16 protein-coding genes are annotated in these 23,474 nt (G+C 41.4%); 10 read left to right on the plus strand and 6 right to left on the minus strand.

The genetic code is table 11. From position 1 onward, the window contains the following. Positions 1-13: 13 nt before the first annotated feature. Positions 14-424, minus strand: a complete 411-nt coding sequence (locus AB1A65_RS07635; protein WP_366587440.1) for a DUF983 domain-containing protein — start codon at positions 422-424, stop codon at positions 14-16. Positions 425-490: 66 nt separating this feature from the next. Between AB1A65_RS07635 and AB1A65_RS07640 the strand changes: the two genes are divergently transcribed. From AB1A65_RS07640 to AB1A65_RS07670, 7 genes are all read left to right on the plus strand, one after another. After that, positions 491-2,404 (plus strand): ATP-binding cassette domain-containing protein, encoded by a 1,914-nt coding sequence (locus tag AB1A65_RS07640; RefSeq protein ID WP_366587442.1) that lies wholly within the window; start codon positions 491-493, stop codon positions 2,402-2,404. A gap of 136 nt (positions 2,405-2,540) precedes the next feature. Further along, on the plus strand, positions 2,541-3,422 hold the full coding sequence (locus AB1A65_RS07645) for a hypothetical protein (RefSeq protein ID WP_366587444.1): 882 nt from the start codon (positions 2,541-2,543) through the stop codon (positions 3,420-3,422). A gap of 133 nt (positions 3,423-3,555) precedes the next feature. Beyond that, positions 3,556-4,710: an HlyD family efflux transporter periplasmic adaptor subunit gene (locus AB1A65_RS07650; RefSeq protein ID WP_366587447.1), complete on the plus strand. Its 1,155-nt coding sequence runs from the start codon at positions 3,556-3,558 to the stop codon at positions 4,708-4,710. Then, positions 4,707-7,907: an efflux RND transporter permease subunit gene (locus tag AB1A65_RS07655; protein ID WP_366587449.1), complete on the plus strand. Its 3,201-nt coding sequence runs from the start codon at positions 4,707-4,709 to the stop codon at positions 7,905-7,907. Before AB1A65_RS07650 ends, AB1A65_RS07655 begins: the two co-directional genes overlap by 4 nt. Continuing rightward, positions 7,894-9,246, plus strand: a complete 1,353-nt coding sequence (locus AB1A65_RS07660) for a TolC family protein (protein WP_366587451.1) — start codon at positions 7,894-7,896, stop codon at positions 9,244-9,246. The genes AB1A65_RS07655 and AB1A65_RS07660 overlap by 14 nt, the downstream gene beginning before the upstream one ends. A 3-nt stretch (positions 9,247-9,249) precedes the next feature. After that, positions 9,250-9,432 carry a CPXCG motif-containing cysteine-rich protein gene (locus tag AB1A65_RS07665; protein ID WP_366587453.1) on the plus strand — a complete coding sequence of 61 codons (183 nt, stop codon included), beginning with the start codon at positions 9,250-9,252 and terminating at the stop codon, positions 9,430-9,432. A gap of 463 nt (positions 9,433-9,895) precedes the next feature. Continuing rightward, the gene (locus AB1A65_RS07670; RefSeq protein ID WP_366587455.1) at positions 9,896-11,671 is read left to right on the plus strand and encodes a DUF885 family protein; all 1,776 of its coding nucleotides are present in this window, start codon (positions 9,896-9,898) and stop codon (positions 11,669-11,671) included. Between the two features lie 102 nt (positions 11,672-11,773). Here AB1A65_RS07670 and AB1A65_RS07675 read toward each other — a convergent pair whose 3' ends face one another. Continuing rightward, complete coding sequence (locus tag AB1A65_RS07675; protein WP_366587457.1) at positions 11,774-12,652, minus strand: AraC family transcriptional regulator; 879 nt, start codon at positions 12,650-12,652, stop codon at positions 11,774-11,776. A gap of 326 nt (positions 12,653-12,978) precedes the next feature. On the opposite strand from AB1A65_RS07675, the gene AB1A65_RS07680 reads away from it, so the two are divergent. Next, positions 12,979-14,919 (plus strand): SMP-30/gluconolactonase/LRE family protein, encoded by a 1,941-nt coding sequence (locus AB1A65_RS07680; RefSeq protein ID WP_366587459.1) that lies wholly within the window; start codon positions 12,979-12,981, stop codon positions 14,917-14,919. 27 nt (positions 14,920-14,946) lie between these two features. Here the strand turns inward: AB1A65_RS07680 and AB1A65_RS07685 are convergent, their stop codons facing one another. Beyond that, positions 14,947-16,155: a cupin domain-containing protein gene (locus AB1A65_RS07685; protein ID WP_366587462.1), complete on the minus strand. Its 1,209-nt coding sequence runs from the start codon at positions 16,153-16,155 to the stop codon at positions 14,947-14,949. 53 nt (positions 16,156-16,208) lie between these two features. Continuing rightward, entirely contained in the window at positions 16,209-18,446 is a 2,238-nt protein-coding gene (locus AB1A65_RS07690; protein WP_366587464.1) for a PQQ-binding-like beta-propeller repeat protein, read from the minus strand. 236 nt (positions 18,447-18,682) lie between these two features. Between AB1A65_RS07690 and AB1A65_RS07695 the strand changes: the two genes are divergently transcribed. Then, positions 18,683-19,528, plus strand: a complete 846-nt coding sequence (locus tag AB1A65_RS07695; RefSeq protein ID WP_366587466.1) for an endonuclease/exonuclease/phosphatase family protein — start codon at positions 18,683-18,685, stop codon at positions 19,526-19,528. A 165-nt stretch (positions 19,529-19,693) separates the two neighbouring features. Then, positions 19,694-19,861: a lmo0937 family membrane protein gene (locus tag AB1A65_RS07700; protein ID WP_366587468.1), complete on the plus strand. Its 168-nt coding sequence runs from the start codon at positions 19,694-19,696 to the stop codon at positions 19,859-19,861. Positions 19,862-19,953: 92 nt separating this feature from the next. Here the strand turns inward: AB1A65_RS07700 and AB1A65_RS07705 are convergent, their stop codons facing one another. Together AB1A65_RS07705 and AB1A65_RS07710 are read right to left on the minus strand one after the other, a co-directional pair. Beyond that, positions 19,954-20,694 carry a protein phosphatase 2C domain-containing protein gene (locus AB1A65_RS07705; RefSeq protein WP_366587470.1) on the minus strand — a complete coding sequence of 247 codons (741 nt, stop codon included), beginning with the start codon at positions 20,692-20,694 and terminating at the stop codon, positions 19,954-19,956. 10 nt (positions 20,695-20,704) lie between these two features. After that, entirely contained in the window at positions 20,705-23,473 is a 2,769-nt protein-coding gene (locus tag AB1A65_RS07710; protein ID WP_366587472.1) for a protein kinase, read from the minus strand. Position 23,474: the final 1 nt, after the last annotated feature.

Below are 23,474 nucleotides of genomic sequence, written 5' to 3' on the forward strand. Positions count from 1 at the left end.
GATGGAAAAAGAATTACTTCATTTCATGTTCCAAAACAGCTTTGCTCTTGGCAGCACTGGAATCATATTTGATGAAGAAATTGATCCAAATATTTCGCGATAGTCGAATAATTACGGGCATAAACACCACCAGGGTGCCAACAATGGCAATAAAGGCAGTCTTCAATGAAGTCGCCAGAAACAAATACGAAATCACAAAAGCGGCTACTGCAAACGCAATCCCAACCCCATAGCTCACATACATGGAACCATAGAAAAACGAGGGCTCAATCTTGTATTTTGTGCCGCAGTGCGAACAACGTTCGTGCATTTTAAATAATTGGGAAAGGGCATAAGGATTGGTGTTTTTATACATGCTCTCCTCATGGCATTTGGGACAACTTCCTGTTAAAATACTGTACAGTTTGCTTCCTTTTTTTAACATTTGCAGCGATTTTGATGCAAAAATACGGATTCACCGAGTTTTGCTGTGTAATTCAAGTCACATTAAATGCTAAATATTCATAATCTTTCAGTAGCCTTTGGAGGTGAATATCTTTTTGAGGAAATCGCGTTTCGTTTAAACGGAGGGGACCGGGTTGGTCTTATCGGAAAAAACGGTGCCGGTAAATCTACATTGCTCAAATTATTGGCGAAGGAAATGGCTCCGGATGAAGGAACCATCGCCATGGAAAAGGATATTAAGATTGGATTTTTAAAGCAGGATATTGATTTTGAACAGGGCCGAACCGTTTTGGATGAATCCTACCAAGCTTTTGCTGAAATCAAATCCTTGGAGGGCAAGCTGGAGGAAATCAATACAGCTTTGGCTGAACGGACGGATTATGAAAGTGATTCGTACCACCAATTGATGGTCGACTTGAACGACGTGACCCACCACTACGAGATTTTGGGCGGCTACAACTATCAAGGGGATACAGAGAAAGTGTTGTTGGGCCTCGGGTTTAAACGTGCCGATTTCAACAAGTTGACCGATACGTTTTCCGGTGGATGGCGTATGCGGATTGAATTGGCTAAGCTCCTTCTTCAAAAAAATGACGTATTGTTGTTGGATGAGCCCACCAACCACTTGGATATAGAATCCATTATTTGGCTGGAACAGTTTCTTAAAAGTTACCCGGGAGCCGTGGTCATCGTATCCCACGATAAAATGTTCTTGGACAATGTCACCAACCGCACTATTGAAATTTCTTTGGGTCGAATTTATGATTACCCAAAACCGTATTCCAAGTTTCTGGAATTGCGAAGCGAAATCAAGGAACAACAGCTGAGTGCACAGAAGAACCAAGAAAAGCAGATTGCACAGACCGAAAGACTCATTGAAAAATTTAGGGCCAAATCCAGTAAGGCTAGCATGGCACAATCGCTCATAAAAAAGTTGGACAAGATGGAACGGATTGAGGTGGACGAGGAGGATAACAGTGTTATGAATGTCCGCTTTCCTGTCTCTGTTAACCCAGGGAAGGTGGTGGTAGAGCTGGATAGCCTGTCCAAGAGCTATGGAAAAAATGAAGTGCTTCGAGACATAGATCTATTGGTTGAACGTGGCAGTAAAACCGCATTTGTTGGTCAGAACGGACAAGGAAAAACCACTCTGGCCAAGATAATTGTGGGGGAATTGGACCATACGGGTGACGTGAAAATAGGTCACAATGTGCAATTGGGCTATTTTGCACAGAACCAAGCTGAATATTTGGATGGGAACAAAACGATTCTGGATACCATGACCGATGCCGCCAATGAAAAGAACAGAAGTAAGGTTCGGGATATTTTGGGATCTTTTCTTTTTCGGGGGGATGAGGTAGAAAAATATGTAAAGGTGCTTTCCGGTGGGGAACGAAACCGATTGGCACTGGCCAAAATGTTGCTGCAACCGTTCAATGTGTTAATCATGGATGAGCCTACCAACCACTTGGACATCAAATCCAAGAATGTGCTAAAGCAGGCCCTACAGAACTTTGAAGGAACCTTGATTTTAGTTTCCCATGATCGAGATTTCCTTCAAGGACTTACAAATCGGGTATACGAGTTCAAAGATGGCAACATCAAGGAATATTTGGGAGATATCGATTTTTATCTGGAGCAACGCAAAGCCGAGGATTTCAGAAAAATTGAGAAAGGTGAGAAAAAAGTAGAGGCAAAAGTTCAGGCAGAAGAGAAAGAAAGCGATTATCACACCCAAAAAAAGCAAAAATCATTGAAAAACAGGCTTAGTGGGGTGGAAAAGAAGATTTCAGAGTTGGAAAAGGAAATCAGTGAAATAGATCATGAGCTGCTCATGGATTACGATAAAACCATCGCCAAGCCTAACTTTTTTGATAATTACCAAAAGAAAAAGAAGAATTTGGAGTCATTGATGGAGGACTGGGAGAAGCTTTCCCACGATTTAGAATTGTTGAACTGACACCAAATACAGTTTTTAAACCACACTTTTTAGCTAATACACAACAATTTACTATCATTTCGCCGATTTTATTTGTAGGTTTTTACGTATTCTTCTTACTTTGTAAGTAAATTCTTTATACGTAAATAAGTATTCAATGATTCGATTGGCCATTTTTTTCATATTCTTGATGTCATCCCAAAGTCAAGTTACTGCCAATGTGGAAGTTTCCCAGAAGGAGAAGGATGCCCTAATAGATTTGTACAACAGTACCAATGGGACTCAATGGAACACCACGTGGGATTTGGAAGCACCTGTGCATACCTGGAAAGGTGTGGAGGTAAAGGATGGACACGTTGTGGAGGTTAAGTTGTTCATGAACAACTTGGAGGGAACTATTCCCGAAAGCATTGGAAAACTAAAGTACCTTACCCGTCTTAATTTAGCATTCAATAGCATTACAGGGGTTCTGCCCAAAGATATTGTGAAGTTGGAGAACCTTATTGAACTACGATTGGAAATGAACCGCATTAAAGGTTCTATTCCCAGTGGTGTTGGGAAATTGCGTCAAATTCAGGTTTTTTCCATGTTCAATAACTTTTTGACTGGCCCCATACCTGAATCTTTTGGAGAGTTGAAAAACCTGAAAGAGCTTAATCTATCCAGTAATAATTTAAAAGGCATTATACCCACGGCTATCGGAAACCTCACGAAATTGGAAACCTTGGGACTTTTTGAGAATAGCTTGGAAGGTACCATTCCACAAGAAATTGGGAAATTGGGGAAACTGAAGGAGTTGGTGTTGGCCAATAATCAATTGGGAGGTGAAATCCCTGCTGAATTTGGTCAGCTGGCAAGCTTACAGATACTCCAGATTCAGAATAATAGATTCGATTCATATACCGGACTTCAAACAATGAATACCGATCAGTTTTTGGTATTCGATTCCGATGACAAAAGCCTATCGCCGCGATTCAAGGAAATTCAGTTTGAGCGCACGCGAATGGCAGATACAAAATTCGAAGACGAAAATGAGTAGTTAGTTAATACTTTAGTTTGTTTGGTTTGGGGATACAGGCGTGTATCCCCTTTTTTTTGTCAATAATTATGAAATATTTAACCATTGAAGAAAGGTCTAGGGAATAGCTTTGCATGGACTAATTTTCCGAAACATGCGTAAAATTCTACTTTCCATTTTGGGGGTCGTTCTCATATTGCTATCTTTTTTTGTGGCGAAACAGATCATTGCCAATAAAAAAAGACCTCAGTCGCAGGTGCAACGATCCATAAAAACCGTTTTTGTAGATTCCGTTCAAAATACATCCGTTCCCATAATAATTGAATCCAATGGAAACCTTGTTGCCAAAAATAGAGTAGAACTGTATTCTGAAGTGCAGGGAGTTCTCCGGTCAAGTTCCAAACCCTTTAAACCAGGGCAATTGTTTAAAAAAGGGCAGAGCTTACTTCGTTTAGACGATACTGAATTTTACTCCTCTGTAAAAGCGCAAAAAAGCGAGTTCTACAATCTTTTGGCGGCAACCATTCCCGATTTAAACCTCGATTTTCCCGAAGTAGCACCAAAGTGGCGTAATTATTTAAATAGTTTGGATGTGAACAAAGTATTGCCCGAGCTTCCAGAAATGTCATCCGATAAAGAAAATTATTTTATTAACGGAAGAGGTATTGTGTCCAGTTATTACAATATCAAAAACTTGGAAAACCGTTTGTCCAAATTTCAAATTAGGGCGCCTTTTGATGGCATTTTGACTCAAGCTTTGGTGAATGAGGGAACCTTGGTTAGAAATGGACAAAAGCTTGGAGAGTTTATAGACCCCAGTACCTACGAACTGGAAGTTGCCATAACCAAAACCTACGGAAATTTATTAGAGGTGGGTGAGCCCGTGGAACTGAGCAATTTGGAAGGAACCCAAAAATGGAATGGAACGGTGGTACGGGTCAATGGACGTGTAAATCCAGAAACCCAAACGGTAAGTGCTTTTGTTGAAGTAAAGGCGGAGGACTTAAAAGAAGGTATGTATTTAAAGGCATCCGTGAATGCTAAGGAAGAAGAAAATGCCATTGAAGTACCAAGAAAACTATTGTTGGATGACAACGAGGTCTTTGTGGTCAAAGACTCCATATTGGATGTTCAAAAAGTAACCCCTATTTATTTTACAGAAAAGAACGTGATCTTGAAGGGTCTACAAGATGGAACGGCATTGTTGGCAGAACCAGTGCCAGGAGCTTACCCGGGCATGGTCATTCGCATAGGTGACCGAAGCAGAAGGAATGCCAACACGCCTCAAAATACAGCCTTAGATCAATGAGAAGAGTCATTCAATATTTTATTAAGTACGGGGTAGCGGTAAACGTGATCATCCTGGCCTTCGTTATTTTTGGGGTTATTGGGGCCTTGCGGTTACGATCTTCCTTTTTTCCACTTGTCGACTCCAAAATAATCACCATCAATGTAACCTATCCGGGAGCAGCACCACAAGAAATTGAAGAAGGCATTGTCATAAAAATTGAAGATAACCTAAAAGGAATAGAGGGGATAGATAGGGTTACTTCCACCTCCAGGGAAAATGGAGGAAATATTACTGTTGAAATCTTAAAAGGCTACGACATAGATTTCATGCTGCTAGAGGTAAAAAATGCCGTGGACCAAGTACCCACGTTCCCTGTTGGCATGGAACCATTGATTGTAGGGAAACAGGAAGCTGTCCGTGAAACTATTAATTTCACGGTAAGTGGAGAAAATGTGTCCTTGGCCACGCTCAAGAGCATTGCAAGGGATGTTGAAGATGATCTCAGGGGTTTTGAGGGCTTGTCCAAAGTGGAGATTACAGGGTTTCCTGAGGAAGAAATTGAGATAGCGGTACGCGAGTTGGACCTTTTGGCCTATAATCTAAGCTTCAATGAAGTTGCACAAGCCGTGGCCAGTAACAATCTGTTGGTTACGGGGGGGAATATCAAAACCGATTCAGAGGAATATTTGATTCGTGTGAACAATCGTTCCTACTATGGAGACGCCTTGAATAACATCATATTAAAAGCACAGCCTAATGGGAGTAAAATACGATTGGGCGATGTAGCTGAGGTACGGGACCGTTTTGCAGAGAACCCTAACGCACTTTATTTTAACGGCAATCTCGCTGTAAGGGTAACCATCAATAACACCAACAGTGAAGATTTAATTCCCACTGCGGACAAGGTCAATGCCTATATTGAGGAATTCAATCAAAAGTATAACAATGTTAGGCTCGATGTTGTTTCGGATTCCTCCACCACCTTAAAGCAACGTACGCAACTCCTATCTGAAAATGCGGTGGTCGGGATTATTTTGGTACTTGCATTCCTTTCTGTATTTCTGAACACCCGATTGGCTTTTTGGGTAGCCTTTGGCCTTCCCATATCTTTTCTGGGGATGTTCATTTTTGCGGGTACTTTTGATGTTACCATAAACGTACTTTCGCTTTTTGGAATGATCATCGTAATCGGTATTTTGGTGGACGACGGTATTGTAATTGCCGAAAATATCTATCAACATTATGAAAAGGGGAAATCAAGGGTGAATGCAGCCGTTGATGGCACCATTGAAGTAATGCCTCCCATATTATCCGCTATTTTAACCACGGTCTTGGCATTTTCCACCTTCCTGTTTTTGGATAGTAGAATAGGGGAGTTTTTTGCCGAAGTCTCCACGGTGGTCATTATTACCTTGGTGGTTTCCTTGTTTGAGGCCCTGATAATACTGCCGGCGCACATTGCGCATTCAAAAGCTTTGGTCCCTTTGGATGAAGACAAGGCCAAAGAGGAAAATGGGATCAAAAAGTTTTTTGCCAAGATGCGCTCCATCAACAAATATGGAGATCGCATTATGGAATACATGAGGGATAAGTGGTACGGCCCCACGCTCAAATTCTTTCTGAGAAACCAAATATTCGGGTTCGCCATTTTTGCGGTACTGTTGGTATTGACTATCGGTTCCATTGGAGGTGGAATCATAGGAACCACAATTTTCCCGAGTATCGCCAGTGATCGGGTCTCCATTGATCTATTGATGCCCGAGGGCACCAATCCAAGAATTACGGATTCCATCATAACCATGGTTGAGGAAAATGCATGGAAAGTGAACGAGAAGTTTACCAAAATGCAAACTGACAATAAACCCGTGGTCGAAAATATTATAAAAAGAGTCGGACCGGGTACGAACAAGGCATCCTTGGATGTAAACCTGCTGCCTGGAGAGGAAAGGGATTTTGAATCCTTTTTGATTTCCAATAACATTCGAGATACTGTTGGACTGGTGTATGGTGTGGAACGGCTGACCTTTGGTTCTGGAGGGAATTTTGGAGGAGCCCCAATATCGGTATCTCTGTTGAGCAACAATACTGAAGAACTCAAAGGGGCTAAAGATATGCTTCGGGCAGAGCTTGAGAAAAATACGTTGCTGAAGGATGTAGTGGACACCGACCCAGAAGGAATCAAGGAGATACGGCTACAACTCAAAGAAAATGCCTATGCCTTGGGCATGGACCTACAAGATGTGATTGGTCAGGTACGGGCTGGTTTTTTTGGATTTCAGGCGCAACGTTTTCAACGCGGACAGGATGAAATCAAGGTTTGGGTTCGTTATACGGCTGAAAATCGGTCTTCTGTGGACAATCTAGATAAAATGCGCATCATTACACCAGATGGAAGCAGGGTGCCATTGGCTGAAATTGCTGATTACTATGTGGAGCGCGGAGACGAATCCATTCAACACTTGAATGGTGTTCGTGAAATTCGAGTGGAAGCGGATTTAAAAGACCCCAACCAAAGTACCACGGACATTCTTGAAAGCATTCGAAACAGCATTGTTCCAGAAATACAGTCCATTTACTCAACGGTAAAAGTATCGTATGAAGGACAAAACAGGGAGGCGGGAAAACTCTCTGCTTCCGCAGGAAAGGTATTCCCTGTGGTCATATTTTTAATTTATGCGGTAATTGCATTTACCTTTAGAAGTTACAGTCAGCCTTTCTTACTGCTATTGATGATTCCATTTAGTTTAATCGGGGTAGGTTGGGGACATTTCATCCATGGTTTTCCCATAAATGTATTGTCCATGTTGGGTATTATAGCACTTGTAGGAATCATGGTGAATGATGGATTGGTGCTCATCGGGAAATTCAATAGCTATTTAAAAGAGGGAAGTAGCTACGCTGAAGCTATATTAATGGCCGGAAAATCGAGGTTTAGGGCCATATTCTTGACCTCATTAACCACCATTGCGGGATTGGCGCCCTTACTTTTGGAAAAAAGTCGTCAGGCACAGTTTTTAAAACCCATGGCCATTTCTATTTCTTACGGAATTGCCATGGCCACATTCTTAACGCTGTTAATGTTACCGGTCTTACTTTCCATCAGCAATAACATCAAGGTAGGTTCCAAATGGCTGTTTACCGGAAAAAAAGTAGCTCCAAAAGAAGTGGAGCGGGCCGTTAAAGAAATAAAGTTGGAAGAACATGGGGTACACTAAAGCGTTTGTCACCATATTACTTGTAATATTGGCGACATCTGCCAATGCCCAATTGGACAAATTGTCCAAGAATGAGGCAACAAAACTAGTCTTGGAGAATAATTTTGGCATTTTGATCGCACAGAACCAAGTTGCCGTGGCTGAAAACAATAAAAGTGTTCTGAATTCAGGATTTTTACCAACGCTCACGGCAAATGCAGGAGCTGATTACAATCGGGATGACAGTGTCATTGAATTTCCTGGTCAGTTCAATGATGATGGCTCTCCAAGAGAAGATTTGGAAATCAATCAGGCGGAAAGTCAACGTTATAATGCTGGATTGAATCTCAATTACACCCTGTTTGACGGTCTGGGAAGATATTACGATTACAAGGTATTGAAAGAGCAGTACCAACTCACAGAACTACAAGCCAGGGAAACCATTGAAACCACAATCGTGCAAATGTTCTCTGTGTACTACGAGGTAGCTAGAATCACTGAAAATATAGAAGTTTTGGAGGAAACCTATCAAAATACTTCAGAACGGTTGCAAAGGGCTGAATATGCCTTTGATTATGGACAAAACAACAAATTGGATGTATTGAACGCTGAGGTTGATTTGGTGAATGACAGTATCAGTTTAATGAACGAACGCCAATTGCTGGAGAACACAAAACGGGATCTAAATGTGGTGCTGAACCGGGAATTGGAAAACAACTTTACGGTGGATACCACGATTACGTTTGTTGAGCCGCTTTTGCTTGATGACATTATGGAAAATGCTGAGGCAAACAACGTTCGCCTACTTCAAGCTGAATCCAATATGACCATTAACGATTATTCATTAAAGTCCGCTAAGTCGGTTTTTCTTCCGACCATTGGCTTGAATGGCTCCTATGGATGGAATTTAAACCAAAGTGCGCCATCAGCCTTTTTTCCGGGAGTGAACAACACCACCTATTCTTTTGGTTTAGGGGCCAGCTTAACTTGGGACCTGTTTGATGGAGGAAGAGGTGTAACGCAAATCAAGAACGCCAAAATTCTATTGGATTCCCAAGATTTATTGCAAGAGCAATTAAAACAGGAAGTACGGCGCGATATTGCCAACGCAAAGGGAAACTACGTCAATCGGCTTAACATTTATCGCCTTCAGGAGAATAATGTGATTACGGCCACAAATAATTATGAGCGTTCTAACGAAAGATATAAGTTGGGTCAAATCACCTCTGTTGAGCTTCGTCAGGCGCAAATCAATCTTTTAAATGCCAAAACGAGCAAGAATTTGGCAAAATACAATGCGAAATTGGCTGAACTCCAATTACTTCAATTAACAGGACAATTACTTAACACCGAACTATAGACCGTGTTCGAACACTTTTTTCAATGCCCTTATTGCTGGGAAGAGATATCTTTTCTGTTGGATAGCTCCGTGTCTGACCAAACCTATGTGGAAGATTGTGAGGTTTGTTGCAATCCCATTGAAGTCACTGCCCGATTTGAGCACCATGAATTAACGGTTTTTGAGGTTCGTGAGTTGGGACAATAACAATCGTTTCCCATCACAAGAAAGGTAAAAAAAGCATGTTGATTTATTGGAAAAGAAAGCCTTACCCCCAAAAAAAAAAATCAATTTATATTGCGCCCCTTTTTAGTTTGGTTGGCCAAAATCCTGAATCCTCTGGAGTTCAATCAACGAAGCAATACTTTAATGTGAGAAAACCGGGGATGCACTGTACATGAGATTTTATACATGTATGGGTTTTGAAGCCAACACAACAAGTTTGGGTTAATGGGTTCAATGCCAAATAGATGAACACAGACCACATTAGACAACATAATATCAATTACTGTTAAGATGATATTATGGAGCGGCCTCAATGTGCAATACCTTTAAGGTGTTTTAATTCAATGTAAGTTATCTGAAATACCCAAAATGACTCAATTGATAATTTTCAATGAATCATTTTTACAGGGTTCGACATAATTTTAATATCAAACTGACTAGCGGAATGAGAACTAAAAGAATTTTATGGATTGCGTATTCAATTTTAATGATAGGGTCAATCCCATTGTCTTTAAATGCACAGGCAAAACAAGAAGCACTGTATGTGCCATGCGAGGAAATGCCAGATTTAATGACCAAATACAGTGCGGATTACAGTTCTTTGGTTCGTTTTTATGCACCTGTATCCCGCGGTTACTGGGGAAGAACAAACGATCCCGGTGGTTCTCCAGAACGAAGGGAAAGAATGACCAAATTGCGAAACGACTATTTAGCCAAATTAGAAAAATTGGACTTCAATGCTTTGCCACAGGAGTGTAAGGCCGATTATGTATTGTTCAAAAGAGACTTGGAAAAGGAGAATGCCGAGGCAAAAGAGCAAGAAGCTGTTTATCAAAAAATTAAAAAATGGTTTCCCTTTTCAGACCATATATATTCCTATTTAAAAGCTCGGCGAAGAGGTTATCAGCCAGATGCTACAAAGATGGCTAAGGACTGGAATTCAGTTGTGGAACAAATGCAGAGCTTGCAAACAAAGCTTGAGAGCACACCGTCCTTGGGTAAAGATGAGGTAGAAGAGGCAGTTAGAGTCATCGACGACTTGAAAAACTCCGCAGAAAGTATCTACACATTTTACAACGGATACGACCCACTTTTTACTTGGTGGATACCCAAGATTTATGATGAGATGGGTAAAGGCTTCGATGCCTATTCCGAAGCGTTCAAAAATAAGGTCAATAAAGGAAAACCTGTTGATGAAAGCGGTATTGTGGGGAATCCAGTAGGTAGGGAAGAGTTGATGAAACAATTGGAGTATGAAATGATCGACTATACTCCCGAAGAATTGATAGAGTTGGCCAATGAAGAATTTGCTTGGTGCGATGCCGAACTTCTAAAAGCATCACAAGAAATGGGATTTGGCAATGACTGGAAAGCGGCCCAAGAAAAAGTAAAGAACGCTTACGTTGAGCCGGGAAAACAACCGGAGTTGATCTTACGACTTTATAACGAAGCCATTGACTTCTTAAAAAAGAACGATTTGATCACTGTTCCACCATTGGCTGAAGAAGTTTGGGGCATGGGAATGATGTCTCCTGAGCGTCAATTGGTGAATCCATTTTTTACTGGTGGGACCTCTATTAGCATATCATACCCTACGGATGAGATGTCCTATGAGCAACGCATGATGAGTATGCGTGGTAACAATCCTCACTTTTCCATGGCAACGGTACACCACGAATTGATTGCGGGCCATAATCTTCAAGGTTTTATGAACAACCGTCACCGTACCTACCGTAATTTCCGTACACCATTTTGGACCGAAGGTTGGGCTTTGTACTGGGAGCTTTTATTGTGGGACAAAGGATTTCCCAAAGGTCCTGAGGATCGTATAGGAATGTTGTTCTGGCATATGCACCGTTGTGCACGTATTATTTTCTCATTGAATTATCATTTGGGTAAATGGACACCACAAGAATGTATCGATTTCTTGGTAGATCGTGTTGGACATGAGCGTGCCAATGCCGAAGGTGAGGTTAGACGTTCCTTTGTGGGCAATTATCCTCCATTGTATCAATTAGCATACCTTACTGGAGGCCGTCAGTTCTATGCTTTACACCAAGAACTTGTTGTTAGCGGCAAAATGACCAACAAAGAATTCCACGACCGGATTATTACTATGAACGCCATGCCGGTTGAGATGATCAAGGCCATTATGACCGATCAGAAAATCAACAAGAATTACAAAGCCAAATGGAAGTTCTATGATCCTCCAAAACCATAATTGGGCACAAGCATAAATCTTGGTTATTAGTATTGCTCCATTATGAATGGCTTAGGGAGCTATCCAAAATGTAGAGATTTTTCTGGCCAAAAAAACTTATGCTTAGGCAGATTTAGAGTATCTGTCCCTCCATTTTTCAATGGTAAACTTTCTGTATTGGGTAGGGGTAACACCTTTAAGCTCCTTGAACTTGCGATTAAAATTGGCAATGTTCAAAAACCCGCATTGTTCTGATACTTCTGAAATGGGCAAATCATTATCTTTGAACAGCAATCGGCACGCATGCTCAATCCTTATTTCAATCAAGAATTGGAAAAAGGTCTTGTTGGTACGTTTTTTAAAATATCGGCAAAAGGCATTCTTGCTCATGTTGGCCTTTTCAGCTACCATTTCCAAAGAGAAGGGTTCGTGAAAATTACTCAGTGCGTAGTCAATAACAGTATTCATTCGGTTTCCTTCATCTTCAGTATATTTTTTGCGGTATACAAAGGTTGACAAGGGTTGTTTTTCCGAAGAAATCATGATGTCCAGTATATTCAAAAGGGTGGCAATCCGCTGTATACGACTTTGATTTTTTAAGCTGTCGAAAAGCAAAGTGAGCCTATCGTTCTGGGAGAGTATTTTCATACCATATCCAGACTCTTCAAAAAAATTCTGAAGCCGCGTCATATCAGAAAGGGTAAAGAATTCTTTTCCAAAAGACTCCTTGGTAAAGAACAAGGTATACATAACAGATTTGGCAGAGGTCTTGGAATCGCTCCTAAAAACATGGGGAACGTTTTCACCGATTACAAGAATGTCATTGGCTTTAAAGTCACTAATGGTATCACCCACCACAATGGAGCCTTCGCCGGAAACAATATAGCTTATCTGAATTTCTTCATGCTGATGAAGCTTGTCGTAAAAAAGAATACCAGAATCTTCTTGGTACACCAGAGCTTCTTGCTCTGGTTTTGGAATTTTAAAAGGTAAAATTTTCATGTTCGGAGGTCTTTATCCGTTGCTTTGTAAAAAAGTACTAACATTTTTCCATTCATGCAATTTTAAGGATAATATAGTATAGGTATTGGGTAATAAATTAATGTCTTGGAAGTAAAGGAGGCAAATTTTGGGTAAAATCATCTCAAAAGTCCCACAAGTATAAATAGAGAATTAGTCTTTGTTTTTGACTTGATGCTGGCAGTCAATTTATTTCATGTGCTAAATAAGGAATTAAAGTTGGAGGACTTTACTTTAGAGCCTAAGAGTTATGATAAAATGCGTAATTTCACAAGCGTAGTTAAAATCAAAATCAAAATCTGAGTACAATGAAAAGCTTATTCGTAATGAATTTGCGTGCATTGTTGGTGCCCGTGACTGCACTGACCATCTTTTCAGCATGCAAAAATTCCAATACTCCAAAATGGTCTGCAAAAAACCAAGAACTGATTTCGCAGCATGAGTTGGAGGTAAGAAATTTACCCGATTTACCAGAGAATGACATCGCCCCGAACCTTAAAATAGGGGAGGCGGTAAATCTTGGAGATTTAAATCCTTTGGAAATTCAACCCGGTGTCAGTGGTACGGTTTTTTGGTCTAAGGGAACCCTTACAAGCGTTCTGGATTTGGAACCAAATGCCACCGTGGAAGAGGAAGAATTACCCGCAGACCGTTTTCTTTTTGTAATGGACGGTACCATTGAACAATTAATCAACGGGGAGTTTGTTCCTATGATGTCCCGTGAACGAGAAGAACCGGATGGGACCCACAGTGTTACCCCAAGAACGGATTTTGTGTTCTTGGAAAAAGGGAGTGTAAGCGCTATCAAAGCGGGAGCTGATGGAGCTAAAATCATGGAAATTTATAGCCCTTATCGTTTGGATTATCTGGAAAAAGCAGGCGTGGAAAACTTGCCTTCAAGCTTGAAAGATTTAGAAGAAATGTATCCACCAAACATTGAACCCGGAAAGGTGTATGACTTTTATGACATTCAATTCACAAAGATTGGGGAAGGGGCCTATGCCCGAATCATTTCTGGGAGAAACATGCAGCTGAGTTTTGTTGCCATGGACCCCCTTATCGAATCGCCACCGCACATTCACCCGCAGGAGCAGATTACCTATGTGTTGCGCGGAAAATTGTCTGGAAAAGCTATGGATACATCCGTGGCTATGGATGTCATGGATGCGCTTTTAGTGCCCGGCAATATGGTGCACAGTGCTTCGGTAAGCGATGTGGGTTCTGATGTCTTGGACATTTTCTGGCCTGTGCGCAACGATTACTTGGAAAAGAACAAGGCTTCTCTACAGGCCTACCACAAAATCATTCCAAAGGATGCAAAACCGGAATTATTGGTGGATGGCTCCAAGACGGAACCCAAATTATACTTTAGTGAAGGGCCAAAATGGTTGAATGGGAAGGTCTATTTTTCCAATATGTATTTTGACCAAAATTGGAACGGTGACCCTGCCCAAAGCTCCATTGTGGAACTGGACCCAGACGGTTCTTACCGTACTATTACCAAAGGTAAAATGCAGGCCAATGGATTATATCCGTACAAAAATGGAAACTTGCTTGTTTGTGATATGATGGGGCATCGGGTGCTGGAAATGACCACTGAGGGTAAAGTTGTTCGCGTTATTGCTGATTCGTATGATGGAAAACCCATTGACGGGCCCAATGACATCATCACTGATGGCAAGGGTGGTATTTACTTCACCGACCCGCAATTTACAATGGAAGCCGAAAAGTTTCAGCCGGGCAGGGGGGTGTACTACGTCACACCTGATGGCAATGAGGTAAAACGATTGGTGGAGCCCAACGAATTTGCCATGCCCAATGGAATTCTTTTATCTCCGGATGGAAAGACACTTTACATCAACAATTGTTATGACGACGAGGAGTGGTACCCCGTAGACAGTGAAAAAGAAAATTTTATATGGGCTTATGATGTGAATGAGGATGGCACCATTGCCAACGGGCGCAAATTTGCCAAATTGTTCCTGACCGGACCTGTTTTGGACCGTAAGGGAAAATCATCAAGTGCAGATGGAATGGCCATTGATACCATGGGAAATATCTACGTGGCCACATATTATGGGGTACAAATCTTTAATTCTGAAGGAAACTATGTGGGGATGATTAACTTACCGAGTTTTCCAGTCAGTCTTTGTTTTGGAGGTGAGGATATGAAAACCTTATATATGGTAAGTTATGATAAAGTATATAGGATACAAACCAACATGGAAGGCTTTGTGCAATACCTGTAGCCTTCCAAAAGTTGGAGCATATCCTAATTATTTTTGATTATCATCGCCCATGACAAAGTAGCCTCGCCATTTGAACTCTTTGGCCAAGGCAGTTGCAGCGGGCCACGCAATTTGATGCTGGTCACTCGCTACCCAATTCCGTCTTTTTTGTTCAGTTTCAAAAGAGATAAGGATTTGATAATTGTAGGTAGTGGGTTCTGCTTGGATTTCCTTGGCCTCATCGGGAGAGTAAAGCCGCAATAATTTTGAGCTTAAATACCCATCCTGTACGATCATGGCGGGTACGTAGATGGAATAGTACATTTCTTCAAAAGCTTGCGCATTTTTCTTTTCTACCACAAAATCCATCTCCAAAACCATGGCTTTGGGCTCTTTTAATGGCCTTTTAATATTCCATTTCTTGGAAGCGGAGATTTCAATGGCTAACAATTCCACTTCTTCACTCCCAGTATTGTTGAACGTGATATGTTCTCCAAGTCTTCCAAAAAAAGCATCGTCCTTGCCAAATGTTCCCGATTTACCATCTACCGTTATCGTTCCGGAGCCGTTAATTACGTAGTAAACAGCTTCCATACCTTCCAGTTGATACGGGTTGGTTTTGGTGCCAGCTGGAATGGTCAAATGGTCTACAGAGTTCCAATCGGTGGAAAAGACAGTAGGATTCAGAATCCGTCTATGAGACACTCCTTTTCCAGTGATTGGTGATCTTTCTGTTTTGAGCAATGCTTTATCCAATTTTCCTGAAACAAAGACGGGTATTGGATCTAGGGTAGCGCCAACGCGGTCATCCCCCAAATCAAAAGCGCCTCCACGTGCTTTAACCGTGCTGACCGCAAAATTGAGCCATTGCACAGGTTGGTCCGTAGCATTGTAAATGGCATGTGAGTCCCCCATTTTACAAGGAACAATGGCCGGGGCTTCTATTTTGGAGGTTCTGCCATTAATGGTAAACTCGGCCTCTCCTGATAACAGCACATACATTTCTTCAATATCGTGATGAAAATGGTGCCCAATTCCAGATTTACCAGCAATAGTACCCGTATGCAGGTACAGGAAATTTGAGGATAGTTCTTTTCTGCCTATGAGCTCGGTGAATCTCATACTGCCCGCACCTGCATGTACCGAGGTTAAATCTCTATAGGTGGATGGGTCATTATGAATGATACGATTCTGTATTGACTGTGCCGAAAGGCTGCCTGTAAGTACGACTAAAAAGATTACAATATGTGCTCTCATGCTATTGGAATGTTTTGGTTTTAAATTCAAATGTGTAACAATTGATGACTGAACTATTCCTCTGGTAAGGCATACACCACATACCCCCTAGGTAAAGCACCGGGTTTCTTGGATTGGTCATAGGTGCCTCGAAAAAAGTTTGAATTTGCATTCACTACCAGATATTGTTTGCCATTTAAAGTATACATACTGGGCTGTGCATTGGATTCATGGTTCATTGTGGTCTCCCACAAGGTTTCCCCAGTCTCCTGATCGAAGGCATATAATTTTGCACCCTTGGCAGTGGCAAAGACCAAACCTGTTGAGGTAACGACCATACCTTTTCGCTGAACCCCCTGTGGGGCCCCTTTACTCGGGTCACCTTTGGCATAAAGTGAATCGATGCCTACAGGTTTTCGCCATTTAATAGTACCTTCATTAAGATCGTAGGCAACTACCGATGACCAAGGTGGGTCTATAAGTGCAGGCCAATCCAGCCCATATTCTGTGGTGTATTGGGCATCAGGATGGTCAGAACCTTCGGGATATTCTCTCATGGGAGCCCCTCTCTGCAAATCAGGTTTTATTGGTGCGCCTCCAGATGCAACAACTGGCCCTTCAGGCATGCTTTCTTCAGCAGTTGCTCTTCTAAAAGGCCTACTTACGGGATTCCCACCCAAAAATTTGAACAGTGCTTTCAAGGATTCTTCATCTACATGCACCAGTCCGGGCATTTGACCCTTGCCATTGACTACAACTTCCTTGAAATCGTCATAAGCCATGTGGTGTCCAATATTCAATAGTGATGGTCCGGCGCCACCCTCCATGTTTTGACCATGACAGGCAATACATGTGGAACTGTACAGGTTTTTTACCCTTTCTACATCATTTTGGGAAAGATCTTCTTTGGGGGGTTCCACCTTGTTTAGTCGATAGGTCGAGGCATATTCCTGAGTCATGATATACATCATCCCTTTGTCTGGATTTCCAGCGGTATTTCCGAAATTAACCCCGCCCAGTGCCCCTGGCATGGCAACTATCTCATATTGGTCGGATGGAGGAAGATATAGCTGGGACTTTGTGGAATCCAAACGTTTTACCCAAGCCTGCTTTATGCTATCTGGAAAGTAAGGATTAAGATTGTCTAGATTGACTTCATGTCTGGTGAAATCTGGTAATGATGGTATGGGTTGTGTTGGCCATGCTTTTTCACCAGGCATATTGCTAGGAGGAAAGGGTTTTTCCTCAATAGGGAAGACGGGTTCACCTGTCACCCGATCAAATACAAAAACGAACCCGTTTTTGGTGGCAATGGAAACAGCATCAATGGATTTTCCATCCCGTTGAACCGTAATTAATTGTGGTGCACTGGCAAGATCGTAGTCCCAAAGGTCGTGGTGAATGGTTTGATAATGCCAGAGGCGTTCCCCGGTCCGTGCATCTAATGCAACCAGTGAATTTGCAAAAAGATTGCTCCCCAATCGGTCTGCCCCATAATAATCATAGGTGGGAGAACCAAGAGGTATATAGGCGATACCGCGCTTCACGTCCACGGATATTTCACTCCACGCATTGGTGCCGCCAACATATTTATAGGCGTCCTTGGGCCATGTATCGTATCCAAACTCGCCGGGTTGCGGAATGGTATGAAATGTCCATTCCAGTTCTCCAGTTATTACATTATAAGCTCTAATATGACCAGGTGGTGAGAAATACGTTTCCCCTGTTGAGGATCCCAAAATGAGCAAATCATCATAGAGTACGCCAGGCATCATGGCCTGAATCCGAACGATGGTTGTTGGATCTCTACCTAAATCTTTCCTTAAATCTACATAGCCATCCTCTCCAAAATCCATGATGGATTTTCCTGTGGTGGCGTCAATGGCCTGGAGGGAGCTGTTTAAAGTAAAGATTAAGCGTTTGTCCTTTTTATCGGCGCTTTCCCAATAATTGATTCCTCTTCTGGTAATTCCCTTAAGATTGGCGTGAATCCAAATTTCTTCGCCTGTTCTGGCATTTAAGGCAATCAGGGAGCTGTTTTTTCCAAGAACATACATGGTGGAATCAGCAACAATGGGACTGAAAAAGTTATACTCATCGCCAGTGGGATAAACCCATGCAACCTCTAAGTCACCAACATTTTCTTTGGTGATTTCGGAAGCATCAAAAAATCTGGACTGGTCGGGAGAGCCGCCATAATGAGTCCAAGTGCTATGAGGGTTTTCAGTTTTCTCGGAACTACATCCGACTAAGAAAAGAAGTGTAAAAAGTGTAAATAAAGAAAATTTAGGTTCAGAGTAACGTGCATACATTGTTTGCAAGAATTATCAATTCTTATGGCATGGGCCCTTATTGTCGTTGCTCTGGAATAAAATACCTAAGGGCGTTTAGGTAATTTACAGGGCGAAAAATACAATTTATTTGGGAAATGGCAGCAACTTTAAGTTTTAAATGGACACACTATTGACAATGAGGAACATAAAGATAGGATAACCTTAATCTGTTAAAAATTGAATAGCTTGCAGGGCTATAATCAAGTGACAGAACAATGAAAAGAAGCTTTTTGATCTTATACCTTTTAAGTGCAATTTTTGGCACTAATGCCCAGACCATCGATGTTATTTCGTATAACATCCGATATGACAACCCCAACGATAAACCAAATCATTGGGAGAATCGGAAGGATTTTCTCATTTCACAGCTTAACTTTTATGCCCCGGATGTCTTTGGAACCCAGGAAGGACTTGTACATCAATTACGGGCCATTGATGAAGGTATGGACAACTACACCTATTTTGGTGTGGGTAGAGATCATGGGGACGATAAGGGTGAGTTTACGGCCATTTTCTACAATACAGATAAACTAAAAGTTTTGAAAGAAAGTACGTTTTGGCTTTCTGAAACACCTGGGGTTCCATCCAAAGGATGGGATGCAGCCTTACCGCGGATATGTACCTATGGACTTTTTGAAAATAAAGAGGACGGCAGTAAATTCATGGTATTCAACACCCATTTTGACCATGTTGGAGAAAAGGCACGCGAAGAAAGTTCCAAATTGATTCTAAAAAAAGTAAAGGAGTTGAACACTGATGGATATCCAGTGGTGGTAACAGGTGATTTCAATCTGGAAAGTGAAAGTGGGGGCGTTCAGGCTATCTTAACAGAAATGGAAGATGCCCATATTGCCGCGGGGAAGAACGCCTTTGGACCTGATGGGACTTTCAATGGTTTTGATATCACTAAACCTGTTGAGCGAAGAATAGACTATATTTTTGTATCTCCCGATCGTGTTGAGGTACTAAAGAGTGCAATTTTAAGCGATTCCAAGGATTGCAGATATCCCTCCGATCATTTACCGGTATTTGCCCGGCTGAGGTTGAAAACCTATGAGTAAATTGTACATATCATCGGGGCTAAACGAATTCCAAATAAATGACTCTTTAAAGAAAGTCAACCCATTTTTGGTGTCACCTTTTGAGTTAAAAAATACATTAATTCAATCAACGGGCGATACTTGGAAGAGCTATATTTACTAGGTATAATAGAAAAACCTAAGATTATGAGAGCTTTACTCTGGCTAGTAGCCGTTATTTGCATTATTGTATGGGTTTTGGGATTCTTTGGCATTGTAGCCGGAATTGGAACAAGCAGCCTAATACATATTCTTTTGGTAATTGCCATTATTGCCGTTTTATATAATATTATTTCAGGACGAAGACCTCTATAGGATGGCAGGTAATATAATTTGAAATTAAACTGAAACGCGTTTCAATACTGAACTGTTTCCTGATGGAAGCAATTTTAAAAGCCTTAAAAGCCTTATTCCGCTATTTTAACGAGATACATGGAATAGTTGTCCTTGGTGACGTCTTTGGCATAGGCAAGAATTTTTGATTTTATTTCCTCCGCTGATGCTTGCGATTTAAACCATTCCAAAATCTCTTTTTTGGTCAAGGTTTCCAGAATACCGTCGGTGCACAAGAGGAAAAAATCATTTTTCTTCACCTCTGAGACTATTTTTTGATCAATCCTTGTTGGATTGGCGCCATTTATCGCTCGGGTAATAATATTCCGCTTGGGGTGCGTCTGCGCCTCTTCTTCGGTAATTTCACCCATGTCTACCATACTTTGTACTACAGAATGATCTTTGGTCTGGAAAAGGATTTCACCATCCCGTATGTGGTATACCCTACTATCGCCAACCCAGCCGATTAAAGCCTTTTCCTCCTTGTCGGGAATTAATAAAAGTGTTAATGTGCTGGCCATTCCAGTAGCTTCAGGGTGTGATTCAAGATAGTCGCCCATATTGTGTTCAACTTGTTGAAGTGCAGAAGTTAAATAAGTTTCATCTTCAATGTTCTCATAAGGGTTTTCAAGGATGTAGTTGGAAAAACCCCGACAGACCATCGAAGAGGCCACTTCCCCTTTAGCTTGGCCACCTACACCATCGCATACTATAAATAATCTGGTATGTTCTGTCGCTACTGAAGGGTAAATGGTATCCTCGTTGTTTGATCGCTGCCCAATTTCATGGCAATGCACGGGTGAAAAAAGCTTCATTAAAATCTATTTAATAATTCTTCTTTACAAAATTGCAAGCTGATTGATACCCTGCAGTACAGGATTTATTAAACCATGTCTTTGCTATAACCTTGTTGGTGGATACACCTTTGCCATAGTAATAGCACAACCCCAAATTATACATGGCCAAAGAATTTCCATTGTTGGCAGCTTGTGTGTAATAACTGAAAGCGGTTTTCAGGTTTATTGAAGGTCCCCTTCCAAGTTCATACATAACACCTAAATAATTTTGTGCGTTGGCGTTATTTTGATCAGCGGCTTTTGTGAACCATCTTTTGGCCAAATTGTAATACTTGTCATTATAATCTATCAATCCTACCATATATTGAGCCTCGGCGTCACCTTGGTCAGCGGCTTTTTTATACCATGTGCGTGCCACTATCTTTTTTTGTCCAGAAATTTTTCCATTATAGATCAAACGACCCAATGCTTTTTGGGCATTAAGATAACCTTGATTAGCCGATAATCTATACCATTTTTCTGCATCCTTATAATCTACAGGCCCCTCTATGCCATTTTCAGACATTACACCTAGCATATATTGCCCTAAATAGCTATTCTGATTGGCAGCCTTGATGAAATATTCCTTGGCGGTTTTCCGATTTTTGATTTTTCCTTTCCCATCATAAAACAATCTACCCAAAGCGTATTGAGCCGAGACATTATTTTGGCCATCGGCCAACTCGTACCACCGTATGGCACCTTCAAGGTCAACTTTACCATCATCCCCATGTTCTAGAATGTCTCCCATTTTGTATTGTGCCTGTGAGTACCCTTTATTAGCAGAGACCAGGAACCATTTTTTTGCTTCAGCGATATTTTTTGGAGTACCCAGTCCTTGAGAATGGATTAACCCTAAGTTATAAGCTGCAAAAGCATTCTCTCGATCGGCCGCCATCTGGAACCATTTTCTGGCTTCAACATATTTCTTTTCATCATAAAAGATGATACCGAGTTCATTTTGTGCATTTAAATAGCCACGCTCAGCTGCTTTTGTATACCATTGCACTGCCCTCAACCTATCTTTTTCGGTCAAGATTCCATTGTAGTAGAATTTCCCCAATGAATACTGCGAAACCACATCATTGTTTTCGGCGGCACTGGTGTACAGTTCAAAAGCCTTTATAGTATCTTTGGCAATACCACGACCACTCCGGTACATTTCAGCCAAACCGCGGTAACATGAATACCTGTTGAGTTCCTTTCCCTTTTCATACATTTTAAAAGCGTCCTCATACTTTTTCTGCATGCTATATAAGATGGCCAGATTCTCTATGGCAGCAGGGTGATTTTGATCAGCAGCCTTTTTGTAATGTTCTTCAGCTTTAACATGATCCTTTTCCACAGCGTATCCATTCCATTCCATTAGACCAAATACATTTTGTGCTTCTGGGTCACCATTCTGACTTCGCTTTTTGACTTCATCCAGAACCTCTTTAAAATATTCCAAAGCCTTTGCAGTATCCTTTTCCACACCAAAGCCATTTTGATAGGCCCATGCGTGTTGAAAGTTTGCCATGTCGAAACCCGATTCCATTGATTTATTGGTATATTCCCGTGCTTTGATATAGTCCACTTCAGTGCCATATCCATAATTGCTCATGGTGGTTAAAAAGTAGTTGGCCTCACCAGAATCATATTCTGCGGCTTCTTGATAGAGGTCGTAGGCTTTCTCATGGTTCCCGGTCTTGTAGGATTCCCATGCATCAGCTAACAACGACTTTATTTTAGAAGCTTTGAAAAAGGCATATCCCCCATAACCTGCACCCAAAACCAAGACAGTGGCCAGCACAATGGGCCAGACTTTTTTCTTCTTTTTGGACTTAGGTTCCGCTTTGGAAAACTGTGTTTCATTTCCTCCCATAAACACCGTACCACTTTCATTGCTTTCCCCGTTCACATCCCGGATGAAATCGGATACAGAAGCATACCGGTCAGAAGCATTTTTCTGCAAACAGGTTTTTATGCAGTTTTTGAATCTTTCCGGAACTTCAGAATAATTAGGCTCTTCCCCAACTATACCATCTCGAATGAGCTCGTAATCTTTTTTATCATGTCCAAAGGGCAACTTTCCCGTTAATATTTTATAGAACATAATGCCAAGGGCCCAGATATCGGTGCGCTCACTAATCTCCCCATTCAGTCCAAATTTCTTTTTAAAGAATTGTTCAGGTGCCATATAGTGTGGTGTTCCCACACCTTCTGTCATGGACTGTTGTATTGTCTTGTCGGATAATATATCTTGACTGATACCAAAATCGGTCACCTTTGAGACTTTGTTTCCCTTTCGGTCTTTGGAGAATAGCACATTCCCAGGTTTTAAATCCCTATGGATAATACCTTGTTTGTGTAGATAGTCCACTGCTTGGGCTACTTCCACAATTATGTTCTTTCCTTCATCCAAAGAGAGTTTTCGCTGTATGGCCTGACCCAAGGTCCCCTCCCCGGCATATTCCATGATTAATACAGGATAACTGACATTTCTGCCCATGGCGTCCTTATGGGTAATGTACTCAAGACCATAATAGGTGATGAGGTGGGTGTGCGAAAGCCCATCTATTTTGGAAAATTCCTGTTCCAAACTATATTTTTTCTGCCCAGTGCTCCCAGAAGTGCCTCTTGACACAGCTTCTTTATAGATTTTAAGGGCTACATATCTTCCTTCAGCATTTAAATCTTTGGCTTTGAACACTTCTGCAAACCCACCTTCTGCTATAAGGTCTTTTTCGGGATCCCATTCGTAATGTGATAGTTTCATG

This window comes from Allomuricauda sp. ANG21, assembly GCF_040705235.1.
GTDB classification, from domain to species: domain Bacteria; phylum Bacteroidota; class Bacteroidia; order Flavobacteriales; family Flavobacteriaceae; genus Flagellimonas; species Flagellimonas marina.